This is a genomic window from Pseudomonas sp. Z003-0.4C(8344-21) (genome assembly GCF_900104975.1).
Classification (GTDB): Bacteria; Pseudomonadota; Gammaproteobacteria; order Pseudomonadales; family Pseudomonadaceae; genus Aquipseudomonas; species Aquipseudomonas granadensis.
The window spans coordinates 3,340,388-3,352,469 of sequence record NZ_LT629756.1 but is presented as its reverse complement, the minus strand read 5'-3'; the positions used below and the strand labels follow the sequence as shown (position 1 = coordinate 3,352,469).

Annotated in this window: 10 protein-coding genes; all 10 read left to right on the top strand. The window is 61.9% G+C overall.

The annotated features are described in order from the left end of the window. The first annotated feature begins 9 nt into the window (after positions 1-9). The gene (locus BLU24_RS15265) at positions 10-1,401 is read left to right on the top strand and encodes an undecaprenyl-phosphate glucose phosphotransferase (RefSeq protein WP_093101689.1); all 1,392 of its coding nucleotides are present in this window, start codon (positions 10-12) and stop codon (positions 1,399-1,401) included. 69 nt (positions 1,402-1,470) lie between these two features. Further along, complete coding sequence (locus tag BLU24_RS15260; protein WP_093101688.1) at positions 1,471-2,811, top strand: UDP-glucose dehydrogenase family protein; 1,341 nt, start codon at positions 1,471-1,473, stop codon at positions 2,809-2,811. A 13-nt stretch (positions 2,812-2,824) separates the two neighbouring features. Next, positions 2,825-3,529 carry a WecB/TagA/CpsF family glycosyltransferase gene (locus BLU24_RS15255; protein ID WP_093101687.1) on the top strand — a complete coding sequence of 235 codons (705 nt, stop codon included), beginning with the start codon at positions 2,825-2,827 and terminating at the stop codon, positions 3,527-3,529. 2 nt (positions 3,530-3,531) lie between these two features. Then, entirely contained in the window at positions 3,532-4,614 is a 1,083-nt protein-coding gene (locus BLU24_RS15250; protein ID WP_093101686.1) for a glycosyltransferase, read from the top strand. Beyond that, positions 4,611-5,723 (top strand): glycosyltransferase, encoded by a 1,113-nt coding sequence (locus BLU24_RS15245; protein ID WP_093101685.1) that lies wholly within the window; start codon positions 4,611-4,613, stop codon positions 5,721-5,723. The genes BLU24_RS15250 and BLU24_RS15245 overlap by 4 nt, the downstream gene beginning before the upstream one ends. Continuing rightward, positions 5,720-7,033, top strand: coding sequence for an O-antigen ligase family protein (locus tag BLU24_RS15240; RefSeq protein ID WP_093101684.1), 1,314 nt, complete (start codon positions 5,720-5,722; stop codon positions 7,031-7,033). The genes BLU24_RS15245 and BLU24_RS15240 overlap by 4 nt, the downstream gene beginning before the upstream one ends. A gap of 17 nt (positions 7,034-7,050) precedes the next feature. Next, on the top strand, positions 7,051-7,995 hold the full coding sequence (locus tag BLU24_RS15235) for a glycosyltransferase family 2 protein (protein ID WP_093101682.1): 945 nt from the start codon (positions 7,051-7,053) through the stop codon (positions 7,993-7,995). Between the two features lie 13 nt (positions 7,996-8,008). Then, a complete protein-coding gene (locus tag BLU24_RS15230) occupies positions 8,009-9,427 on the top strand; it encodes an oligosaccharide flippase family protein (RefSeq protein WP_093101679.1) in 1,419 nt (472 codons plus the stop codon). A 31-nt stretch (positions 9,428-9,458) separates the two neighbouring features. Beyond that, positions 9,459-10,514 carry a UDP-glucose 4-epimerase GalE gene (gene galE, locus BLU24_RS15225; protein WP_090283399.1) on the top strand — a complete coding sequence of 352 codons (1,056 nt, stop codon included), beginning with the start codon at positions 9,459-9,461 and terminating at the stop codon, positions 10,512-10,514. After that, positions 10,511-12,013, top strand: a complete 1,503-nt coding sequence (locus tag BLU24_RS15220; RefSeq protein WP_093101676.1) for a family 16 glycosylhydrolase — start codon at positions 10,511-10,513, stop codon at positions 12,011-12,013. Before galE ends, BLU24_RS15220 begins: the two co-directional genes overlap by 4 nt. Positions 12,014-12,082: the final 69 nt, after the last annotated feature.

Here is a 12,082-nt window from a genome sequence, read left to right as displayed (position 1 = left end):
GTCAAGCCCATGACTCCGCTCTATACCGCTCATATGACGCAACGCCGCGGCCTGACCTTCTGGGGTCAATGGTCGTGCGCCCTGCTGCTAGCCACCTCGTTGCTGGTGCTGCTGGTGTATTGGCGCGTCGGCTACCTGACCAGCGAATATCGCATCCTGATTATCCTGGCTGTGCTCGGCTCAGTGCCGATCTACAGCGTGATGCGCGTGTATCACAAACGCTATGGCCTGGTGGTCGGGCTTGGCAGGCTGCTGGCCGGCTGGTTGATTCTGCTGGCGGTGCTGGCGGCGATTGCCTTCGTCACGCAGACCAGCGCGATCTATTCGCGCCAGGTGATCATCCTCTGGGCGGTGCTGGGTTTCGTGGTCCAGGCGGCGAGTTTTCTGCCCCTGCATTACCTGGCCCGGCTGTACTCGCGCAAGATCTGCAACGAACGCCGGTCGGTGATCATCGGTACCTGCCCGACGGCGCATGAGCTGGCGAAAAAGCTCTCCACGCCCAATCGTGCACTGGTGCTGGGCTTTGTCGCTGCCGCCGATGACAGCGGCCCCGCACCGAGCATTCTGCCGCTGCTGGGCCGCGTCGATGCGATTCGCGAGATCATCGCGCGCCTTGAAGTGCGCCGCGTGTACATCGTGCTGAACATGGCCCATGCCGCCACCATCGAAGCGCTGTACATCGACCTGCTCGACGTCAATGTCGACGTGGTGTGGATTCCGGATTTCGGCAGCATGGTGCTGCTCAACCATTCGATCTCGGAAATCGAGCGGATGCCGGCCATCTACCTCAACGAAAGCCTGATCAGCTCGCATCCGGCCAGTCTGTTGTGCAAGGACCTGTTCGAGCGCAGCCTCGCCGCCCTGGCGATCGTTCTGCTCAGCCCGTTGCTGTTGGCGGTAGCGGCCGCGATCAAACTGACCTCCGCCGGCCCCGTGCTGTTCAAGCAGAACCGCCACGGCTGCAACGGCGAAGTGATCAAGGTGTGGAAGTTTCGTTCGATGCACGTTCACGACGACCGTGAAGTGCGCCAGGCCACCCGCAACGACAACCGCCTCACGCCGATCGGCCACTTCCTGCGGCGCAGTTCCATCGACGAATTGCCGCAGCTGTTCAATGTCGTGTTTGGGCAGATGGCGCTGGTCGGTCCGCGCCCCCATGCGGTCACCCACAACATTTATTACACCGGCAAGGTGCGCGCCTACATGGCCCGCCATCGACTCAAGCCGGGCATCACCGGGCTGGCGCAAATCACTGGCCATCGCGGCGAAACCGAAACGCTGGAAAAGATGCAGCTGCGCGTCGCCCAGGACCTCAATTACATCAATCAATGGTCGCTGTGGCTCGACCTGAAAATCCTCCTCAAGACCCCCTTCACGCTGTTCTCGAAAAACATCTACTGACCCCTGCCCCACCGCTGCCTGCCCCTGCCCGCCCGTTGATAACCGGTCATGACGACCTGAGGTTTGACCATGAATGTGAGCGTATTCGGTATTGGTTATGTTGGCCTTGTCCAAGGCGCTGCGCTGGCTGAGGTCGGGCACAGTGTGCTCTGCGTCGATGTCGACGTCGCCCGGGTCGAGGCCTTGAAGGAAGGCACTCTACCGATCTACGAGCCGGGCCTGAAAAGCCTGGTGCGTGACAACTATCAGAGCGGCCGGCTGCGCTTCGGCACCGATCTGGTGGACGCCGTGCACCATGGCGACGTGTTGCTGATCGCCGTCGGCACCCCGCCGGACGAAGACGGTTCGGCGGATCTGCAATATGTGTTGAGCGTGGCGCACACCATCGCGCTGAACATGGACCGGCACCAGATCATCGTCGACAAATCCACCGTGCCGGTCGGCACTGGCGATCGGGTGCGCGCCCACATCGAGCAGGTACTGGCCGACAACGAGCGCAGCGATCTGACCTTCGATGTGGTTTCCAACCCGGAATTTCTCAAGGAAGGCTGTGCCGTCGAAGACTGCATGCGCCCGGACCGGATCATCATCGGCACCGACAGTGCGCGTGCCGAAGAAGTCATGCGGGAACTGTATGAGCCGTTCAATCGCAATCGCGAAAAAATCCTCGTCATGGACGTGCGCAGTGCCGAGCTGACCAAGTACGCCGCCAACTGCATGCTGGCGACCAAGATCAGCTTCATGAACGAAATGGCCTGCCTGGCCGAAAGCCTCGGTGCCGACATCGAAAAGGTGCGCCACGGCATCGGCTCCGATCCGCGCATCGGCTACCAATTCATCTACCCCGGTCCGGGCTACGGCGGTTCGTGTTTCCCCAAAGACGTGAAGGCGCTGATCCACGCCGCCACCAGCGTCGACTTCGATGCCCGCGTGCTCAAAGCCGTCGAGGCGCGCAACCAGGAACAGAAAACCACGCTTTACAGCAAGATTTTCAATCACTTCGACGGCCACCTCAGCGGCAAGACCTTTGCCCTCTGGGGGCTGAGCTTCAAGCCCAACACCGACGACATGCGCGAAGCACCCAGCCGCGTGCTGATGGAAGCCCTGTGGCGCGCCGGCGCCAGCGTGCAGGCCTTCGACCCCAAAGCCATGGAAGAGGCGCAGCGCATTTATGGCTCGCGCGATGACCTGACCCTGACCGGCACCAAGGAAGCGGCACTGAAAAATGCCGACGCGCTGATCATCGTCACCGAGTGGCAGGCGTTTCGCGCCCCGGACTTCGACGTCCTCAGCGCGCGGCTCAAGCAACCGCTTATTTTTGACGGGCGCAATCTGTTCGATCCGCAACGGTTGAGCAAACGCGGCTTCACCTACGTCTCGGTGGGTCGTCAGACCCTCTCTGTGATCTGACGGGAGCCTCGCCATGTTGAAACTCGAACTGGTCGGGCAGTACTCGCCACAATTGCTCGAGGCCAACCAGGCCTATTCGTTCATCAACTTTGCTTCGATCAGCAGCGTGTTCGCGCAGCGCTCGGGCGCCATCACCTACTTTTGCGACGGCATGCTGATGTCGTCATTCATGTCGCGGGTGACCGGCAGAACCATCGGCCGGGTCAGCTTCGACTTCACCTCGATCGCCGACCAGGTACTGGGCGGTGCCGAGCGTTTGGGCAAGCGGGTTTACTTCGTCGGCGCCCGACAAGGCGAACTTGAGCTGTTCATGCGCAAGATCCAGACCCTCTATCCGCGGCTGAGCATCGCCGGCTACCACAACGGCTATTTCAACGCCGCCGAGGCCGAGGCGCTGCACGCCGATATCTGCCGCAGCAAAGCGAACATTCTGATTGTCGGCCTCGGCGCCGGCCTTCAGGAACAGTTCGAACAGGACGTGCTGCGCGCAGGTTTTCAAGGCGTTGCCTTCACCTGTGGCGGGTTCATTCGTCAGGAAGCGCTGGCCTCGCGGCAATACTATCCGGCGCTGATCAATCGCCTGCACTTGCGCGCGTTCTATCGCATGTATCGCGAGCCGCACACGATCAAACGCTACCTCATCGATTACCCGAGCAACTTCCTGCACCTGCTGGCCTTGCTTGCACGGCGCAAAGTCGCCATCAGTGTCGGGGAGTGACCATGCACATTCTGTTCATTCTCAAGGATTTCAAATCCGGCGGCGGCGTCGAACGCGTGCAGCAACGTCTGTCCGAGCAGTTTCTCAAGGATGGCCGGCGGGTGAGTTTCTTCGTCATGAACGGCGAAACCCCGGACACCGAAGGCAATCAACGCCACCACAGCGGCGGAGGCAACGGCATCGCCGGCCTGCTCCGCTCGATCGTGCTGTTGCGCCGGCTGATTCGTGACGAGCAGGTGACCCACCTGATTTCCGCCAAGGAGCAGGCCAACGTCTGCACCTGGTTCGCCACGCTGGGCAGTGCCTGCAAAGTCATCTACAGCCGACACATCGCCCTCGATTGCAAAGAGCAGAAAACCGGCCCTTCGAGCCTGCGCCTGCTGTACGCCTTGTACCTGTGCGGCAGCGGCAAAGTGGTCACGGTGTCCACGGCGTTGCGCCAGTCGCTGGTCGGCGGGTTGCCGTGGGGCCGAAAGCGCATCAGCTTTTGCCCGAACGCGGTGATCACCGAACAACTGTTCCAGGCCTCACGGGCGCCACTACTCGCCGGGCTGCCCGAAGCTTACTGGTTGGGACTGGGACGACTCACGCAGCAGAAAGGCTTTGATCTGTTGCTCGACGCCTACGCCCTGGCCTTGCAACAGCGCACGCTGCCGGACCTGGTCATTGCCGGCGACGGGCCGATGCGCGATGCACTCAAAGCGCAGGCGCAACGCCTGGGTATCGCACGACGGGTGCACTTCACCGGTTACCTGAGCAACCCCTATCCGCTGCTCAGAAACGCGCGGCTGTTCATTCTCAGCTCCACCCACGAAGGCATGCCGACCGTGCTGATCGAAGCGCTGGCCCTGGGCACGCCGGTGCTGGCCAGCGACTGCGAAACCGGCCCCCGAGAACTGCTGGACAACGGCCAGCTCGGCCTGCTGGTCAAGGTCAACGACGTGCCGGCACTGGCTGAGGGAATGCTGCAAAGCCTGGCCTCGCGCGATGACGCAATGCCCCACGAACAGACCCTGAACGAAGCGCTGCGTCCTTACACCAGCCAGCACGCGGCTCAGGCGTATTACCAGGTATGGAATCAATGAAAAAATTCCTGATCATCCTCCACGACCTCAGCGCCGGCGGCGCCGAAAAAATGATGACGCGCCTGGCCGGTGCGCTGGTCGATGCGGGTAACGACGTGACTTTGCTCCTGCTTACCGGGGGCGGCATCAACGCGAAGTACCTCGATCCACGCGTCAAGACTGTCGAATTGCACAGCCCGCGCAGCGTTCGCGCGATTCCAGCACTGGCGCGGTTCCTGCGCGCCAATCGCTTCGATGCGCAATTGGCGGCGCTGACCCACGTCAACGTCGTGGCCATCGCCGCCGCGCTGTTGTCCGGCACGCTGGCACGCCTGCACGTCAGCGAACGCAATGCGTTTTCCCACGATAAACACGTCAATCCGGCCTTCATGGTGCGGCTCGCCTACAGCGCGGCGCCGCTGCTGTATCGGCTGATTCCCAACCCGGTGATCTGCGTGTCGAAAGGCGTTGCTCAGGATCTGGTCGATACCACCATCGCCCGCCGCCAGGACGTGACCACTGCCGACAATCCGGTGCTCGACGACGACTTCTACAAAAAGCGCCCGGGCCGCCCCAGCCACCGCTGGCTGCTGGAAAAGTCCGGTGCGGTAATCGTTGCCGTGGGCCGTCTGGCCCGGCAAAAAGGCTTCGACACCCTGATCAGCGCGTTGGCCGCGCTACCCGATACCAACGTGCGTCTGATCATCTTTGGCGAGGGTGCGCTGCGCGAGCAGTTGCTTGAACAGGCCCGCGAGCTGGGCGTTGCCGAGCGTGTCGATCTGCCGGGTTACACCGCCGATCCGCTGGCAGAAGTGGCCGCCGCCGATTGTTTTGTCCTGTCGTCACGCTTCGAAGGCAGCCCGAATGCGCTGGTCGAGGCCTTGGCCACGGGCACGCCGGTGGTCGCGACTCGCTGCCCCCACGGCCCGGCAGAAATTCTTATCAATGGTCTGGTGGCGCCGCTGGTCGAGGTCGATGACGCGCCCGCCCTGGCGCAGGCAATCGTTCTGCAACTCAACACACCGCGCCACTTCAAGCGGCATACCCGGCTTGAGGCGGCGGCCCGGTTCGCCAATACCCGCGCGTTGCAGACCTATCTCACGGCGATGCTTGGGAGCGCCGCATCATGAGCACCCTGACGATCCGATATTCAACCTTGCGCGACGGCTTCGCCCTCTTCGGCGTGCTGTTTTACATCCAGGTGATCACCTTCATCCTCGGCCTCGGTGGCGGGTTCAACTTCGGCGACGTCGACAAGGACCTCGAAGGCAGCGTCGCCAATCAGGTCTGCGGACTGGTGACGCTGTTGGTGCCGTTGTTTTTCTTCATCCGCAACAAGGTGTTCCTGAGCAAAACCTTCTACCGCAGCAACTTCTTTCTGCTGCTGTTCCTGCTCTGTGTGATCGCCTCGATCGGCTGGTCCCATGACCCGATGCTCAGCCTGAAACGGGTGATCGCTATGCTCGGCGTGGTGTTTTTCGCCGGCTTCATTGCCTGGAACTACCCGCTGGAAAAGATCGTGTTCATGCTCGGCTGTGCGATCGGCGCCGCGGCGTTCATCGGGCTGATACTGGCGGTGCTCATGCCTGACGTCGCGTTCCTCTCCGGGGGCATCCGCGACGGCGCCTTCAAGGGGATTTTTGCCGAAAAGAACGCCGGCGCGCGGCTTAACGCTGTGGCCATTCTGTTATTGCTGCCGATGATCCGCCAGGGCAATCGCCGCGCGCTGTTCTGCGCGCTGTGTTCGCTGGTAGCGATTCTGCTCGCGCAGTCGGCGACCGGCGTCGCGCTGGTGGTGTTCGGCACGGTGAGCTACTGGTATTTCCTGACCCTGATCCGCCTGCGCATCCACCGCTCGCAGGGACTGTTTTTCGCCAGCACGGTGCTGTTTCTGCTGGCGGGTCTGTTGCTCTACAACCACGTCGCCTGGCTGCTCGAAATCGCTGGCCGCGACCCATCGCTGACCGACCGCACGCTGATCTGGGAACTGCTTTCACCCTTCGTCGAGCAGGAATGGCTCAAGGGCTATGGCTTCGGCGCTTTCTGGGCCAGTCCCGATGCCGATGCGTTCATCACCCGTTGGGGCTATATCGGCAACGCCCACAGCGGCTACATGGAAACCCTGCTCAACGGCGGTGTGATCCAGTTGAGCGCATTGATTCTGCTGTTCGGCGAAGCGCTGCTCAAACAGTACCGCGCCGTGACCGCCAACCACACGGCGCAACTGCGTGCCAGTGCGCTGGTGATCATCGGCCTGTTCGCCGTGACCAACTACGTGGCGTACGTGATTCCCAACTATCGCTCCGCCGAATTCCTGGTGTTCTGCACCCTCGCCCTGTCCTTCCGGCATCAGCTGGTGATGCTCCCCGCGTTCAAACCGGCAAACCCGCGCCAGCGTCAGGCTGGCCGGGCATTTGCGCCTGATTCCGCCAAGGCGTAACCCAAGGAGAAGCTGCCGTGACAAACCAATCCCCGCATACCGTTTGTGTTCTGATCCCGATGTACAACGGCGTCGACAGCATCGAGCAGACGCTGACCTCGCTGGCCGAGCAGACGCGTCTGCCCGATCACGTCATTGTCATCGACGATGGCTCCACCGATGACGGGCCGCAACGGGTCCGGGACTTCGCCGCGCCGTTTCGCCTGACCCTGTTGCAGCAGGCCAACGCCGGCCAGGCCAGTGCGCGCAATACCGGTCTGCACCACAGTCAGGAAACCTTCGTGGCGATGCTCGATGCCGATGACCAGTGGCGTCCGCAAAAACTTGAGCTGCAACTGGCGCTGTACGACGAACTTGAACAGCAGGGCCGCCCGGTCGGCCTGATCGATTGCTACACCCAGGTCAATTACAGCAACGGCAAGCGCCAACTGGACGCCGTGCGCAAGAGCGGCATGCACTTCTACGACTTCGTCCACGCCAACGTGCTCAATGGCGTGTCGGCCGCACTGGTCAAACGCGACGTGATGCTGCAACTCGGCGGCTTCGATGCCGGCCTGCGTTATTGCGAAGACCGGTTCATGTGGACGCGCATCGCCGAGCACTGGGAAATCCACACGGTGCCGCAGGTACTGCTCGAACGCACGGTCAACGACGGCAACATGACCGCGCAACCGAAAAAGCACTACCAGAACAAGATGAAGTTCATCGACGTGTACCTCGAGCGCTATGGCGCCCAGCTGAGCAAGCAGCAGCACATCGATTTTGTGCTGGGCAATCACACCGATTTTCTCAACACGTTTTCCCGGCGTGGCGATCATGCCGAGGTGCTCGATGTGTACCGGCGGATGTTCGAATACTCCTGGCAGACGCTGATCTTCGATCACGGCAAACCGACCTTGCGCTGTCTCTACGCCCTCGCCCGCACCGGGTTCAAGGCACCGGCATCAACCGCCGCTCAATGATCCGGTAACCGCCATGGCCAATCACCGCCTCGTCACCCTCGGCTGGATCTTCACCGAAAAATTCGGCCTGATCCTGCTGTCGATGATCACCTTCGTCGCCTACGCGCGCCTGCTGTCGCCGGCCGAGCTGGGTGTGGGCACGATCATCATTGCCATCGTCGAGCTGGTCGGGCTGATTTACTCCTCGGTGCTGGAAGACCCGCTGGTCCGCCTGGAGCGGCTGGAAGACAAACACATCTCGACGGCGTTCTGGGCGGCGGTGCTGGTCAGCCTCGCATCGATTGTGCTGATCTGCGTGGCGGTGATGTTCTATACGACCGACCCGGTGCTGCGCTGGATGACCGCGCTGGCCTCGGTGAAGATCCTGTTCACCATGATGGCGCGTGTCTACGTGGCGCAAATGCGCCGCAGCGGCAACTTCAAGATGCTCGCCTCGCGCACGTTGCTGGGCAAGATTGTCGGCGGTTTCGCCGGCATTGCCGTCGCGCTATGGGGTTTAGGCGCCTGGGCGGTGATCGCGCAGGCACTGATCATGGAGTTCGTCTCGATCATCGTGCTGATGCGTGCAGATCCGCGGCGCATCGCCTTTTATATCGACGGTGCGTTCCTGCGTGAGCTGATCAAGGCCGGCACTCCGGTGGCGATCAATGCGCTGAGTTCCCAGACCCTGCAGCGCGGCGTCAACGTGGTGCTGGGGATGACGGCCGGGGCGAATGCGGTCGGCATGTTCAACATGGCCATGCGCATCATCGACCTGCCGCGAACGGCAATCTACAACGGCCTGCTGAGCTATGCGCTGCCGGCGTTTTCACGACGCAGCGCCGAACCGCTGCGCCTGCTCGGAATCATCGGCGACTCGACTGTGGTCAGCAGCTTTCTGTTGACGCCGCTGTTCCTCGGCATCGCCCTGACGGCCAGCGATCTGATCCTGCTGATCTTCGGCGCCAAGTGGGCCGAGGCGATTCCTTTGCTGCAAGTGCTGGCGTGCACGGCGGCCGTCGGCAACATGGCGATGTACGCCACCACCGCGCTGGTCGCGGTCAACCGCAGCCATTTGACGATCAAGGCCGAGGTGCTGACCACGTTGCTGGCGCTGCTGTTGGTGTATGTCTTCGGCAGCGCCTATGGCGGCATGGCCGCCGCGGTGGCGCTTCTGGCGCGCATGCTGCTGATCACGCCGCTACAAATCCGCGGGCTCAACACCGCCGTCGGTTACGACTGGCGCCGCTTCTTCGATTCCAACTACCGCAGCGTGCTGGCCTCGCTGGTGATGGTCGCAACCGTGTTGTCGCTGTCGCCGCACCTGGCCGTTCAGGGCTACCTGCACCTGCTGTGCGACATCTCGCTTGGCGCGCTGAGCTATGCCGTGGCGTATAGCGTCCTGCACCCGCGCTGGCCTCAGGAATTCAAATCGGTGTTCACCGCTCGCTGAATTCAGTCCATGAAAACAGGAAGGTTCCTCCATGCGTAAAACTACGTTGATTACTGGCGGCGCCGGTTACATCGGCTCGCACACCGCTTTGGCCCTGATCAATGCCGGACGTCACGTGCTGGTCCTCGACAACCTGTGCAACAGCAGTCGCGAGTGCATCAAGCGTCTGGAGCAGTTGACCCTGAGCCGGGTGGATTTCATCAGGGGCGATATTCGCGATGCGCACTTGCTCGACAACATCTTCGGCCGCTACGACATCGACGCCGTGGTGCATTTCGCCAGCCTCAAATCGGTGGCCGAAAGCGTGAGCAACCCGTTGGACTATTACGCCAACAATGTGGCCGGCACGCTGGAACTGTGCCGGGCGATGGCGCGCAACGAGGTGTTCAAACTGGTCTTCAGCTCTTCGGCCACGGTGTACGGCGATCCGGCGAGCACGCCCATTCGCGAAGACTTCGGCACCGGCAAACCGGTCAATCCCTACGGCCGGAGCAAACTGATGATCGAGGAGCTGCTGACCGATCTGTGCCACTCCGATCCACGCTGGAGCATCGCCTTGCTGCGCTATTTCAATCCGATCGGTGCCCATGAAAGCGGGATGATCGGCGAAGATCCCAGCGGCCGGCCGAACAACCTGTTGCCCTGCCTGACCCAGGTCGCGATTGGCCGGATACCTGAACTGACGGTGTTCGGCAGCGATTATCCAACCGTCGACGGCACCTGCGTGCGCGACTACATTCATGTCGTCGATCTCGCCATCGGCCATCTCAAGGCGTTGTTGAAGTTGCAGCAAACCAACGGCGTCGACGTGTGGAATCTCGGCACCGGCGTCGGTTACAGCGTGCTGCAGATCATTCAGAGTTTCGAAGACATCACCGGCATCGCCATCCCCTATCGCTTTGCCCCGCGCCGTGCAGGTGACGTTGCCAAAATGTTTGCCGACCCGGGCAAGGCCGGGCGGGAATTGGGCTGGACCGCGCAACGCGACCTGCAACAGATGATTGTCGATGCCTGGCGCTGGCAGTCATGCAATCCGCAGGGCTATCAGTCTTCCTTCAAGATCCCCGCGCTGAGTGTGGCCCGATGAAACTTCATGGCGTGCTGTTTCTCTGGCTGCTGGGGTTTGCCCTGGCCGGCAACGCCGCGCCAGCACCGCCCGGTGTTCCCGCCGCCGGGCTGGTGCTGTGGCTGGACGCGGCGGATGCGCAAAGCGTGCAGCTCGATGAGCAGAACCGCGTGCTGCGCTGGAAAGACAAATCCGCCAGCGGCCTTGATGCCAGCGCCGACAATCCCGGCGCGGCGCCACAGTGGCTGCCGGACGCGGTGAACGGTCGTGCGGTGGTGCGCTTCAACGGCGTGTCGGGTTTGCTCGGCAAAGCCATCCGTAGCGCCAAAGGTCCGGTGACGGTGTTGGTGGTGTCGCGGCGTACGGCAGAACAAGCCGGGACCGATCCTTGGCAACGCTTGTTCAGCTCGCGCCCGCAAACCGCCAACAACGATAACGTCCTGCCGAATTTCGCCATCAGCCTGCGCGACACTGCGGCGTACGCAACCAGCGTTTCCGTGCTGGAGCTTTACGACGTACCGATCGGGCCGTATGGCATCGGTCGCAACGCCGTTGGCACGGCGGATAACTTTCGCGGCGACATTGCCGAAGTGCTGGTCTATGACCGTGCGTTTGCCTCGCTCGCCGACCGCCAGCAAGCCTTTCAGTACCTCGCAGACCGCTGGACCGTGGCGGTCCCGCCGATCGCTGATACCTGGACCCGGGTCGGCCCGCTCGGCGCTGTACCGAACCGGACCAACAGCAACCTGCCGCTGTCCGATCAGGCCAACAGCGGGCAGTGGGTGCTCAACGACAAGCTGTCCGACGAGTTCAATGGCAGCACCCTCGATCGCACACGCTGGCACGTCAACCACGGCGTCGGCAACGAATCGCTCGGCCGCAAACCGGCGCTGTACACCGAGAAAAACGCCAGCGTCAGCAACGGCAACCTGAACATCGTCTTTCGCAAGGAAACCTTGCCGGAAAAATACGTGAAACTCGGTTTCAAGGACTACACCTCTGCCATGGTCCGCACCCTTGAGAAGGGTTTGTTCGGCTATTACGAAGCGCGGGCGAAACCGATGAATTCCGCCGGTTCCAGCGCCTTCTGGCTGGCCTGGACGGGCATGGCCGACAACGCCACCGAAATCGACATTTTCGAAATCGCCGGCAAGACCAAGGATGGCAAACTGGACCGCTCCTACCACATGAACGCCCACCTCTGGGCCACGCCGCAAAGCACCGAGCACATCGCCGATGGCAGCATCTGGGTCAGCCCATGGCGGCTGGCCGATGACTTCCATGTCTACGGCTTCGACTGGCAGCCCGACACGCTGCGCTGGTATGTCGATGGCGTGCTGGTGCGCGAATCGCGCAACAAACACTTCTTCTTCCCGATGGAAATTGTCTTCGACAGCGAGGCCATGTGGTCATGGTTTGGCGTGGTCGACGATGCTGACCTCCCCTCAACGTTCGAAGTCGACTACATCAAGATGTGGCAACGCCGTGCATCGCTGTCCCAGGCCGGGAGCACGCCATGAGCCGCCACTGCTGTTTCAGCTTGCGCCTTGGGTCGAACCGTGTTCGACAGAGTCGTCAGTTTTTGATCA

What these genes read in the sequence shown, in the direction of transcription:
- BLU24_RS15255 (WP_093101687.1), top strand. Translation starts at nt 2,825, where the DNA reads ATGTTGAAACTCGAACTGGTCGGGCAGTACTCGCCACAATTGCTCGAG.
- BLU24_RS15265 (WP_093101689.1), top strand. Translation starts at nt 10, where the DNA reads ATGACTCCGCTCTATACCGCTCATATGACGCAACGCCGCGGCCTGACC.
- galE (WP_090283399.1), top strand. Translation starts at nt 9,459, where the DNA reads ATGCGTAAAACTACGTTGATTACTGGCGGCGCCGGTTACATCGGCTCG.
- BLU24_RS15250 (WP_093101686.1), top strand. Translation starts at nt 3,532, where the DNA reads ATGCACATTCTGTTCATTCTCAAGGATTTCAAATCCGGCGGCGGCGTC.
- BLU24_RS15245 (WP_093101685.1), top strand. Translation starts at nt 4,611, where the DNA reads ATGAAAAAATTCCTGATCATCCTCCACGACCTCAGCGCCGGCGGCGCC.
- BLU24_RS15260 (WP_093101688.1), top strand. Translation starts at nt 1,471, where the DNA reads ATGAATGTGAGCGTATTCGGTATTGGTTATGTTGGCCTTGTCCAAGGC.
- BLU24_RS15230 (WP_093101679.1), top strand. Translation starts at nt 8,009, where the DNA reads ATGGCCAATCACCGCCTCGTCACCCTCGGCTGGATCTTCACCGAAAAA.
- BLU24_RS15220 (WP_093101676.1), top strand. Translation starts at nt 10,511, where the DNA reads ATGAAACTTCATGGCGTGCTGTTTCTCTGGCTGCTGGGGTTTGCCCTG.
- BLU24_RS15240 (WP_093101684.1), top strand. Translation starts at nt 5,720, where the DNA reads ATGAGCACCCTGACGATCCGATATTCAACCTTGCGCGACGGCTTCGCC.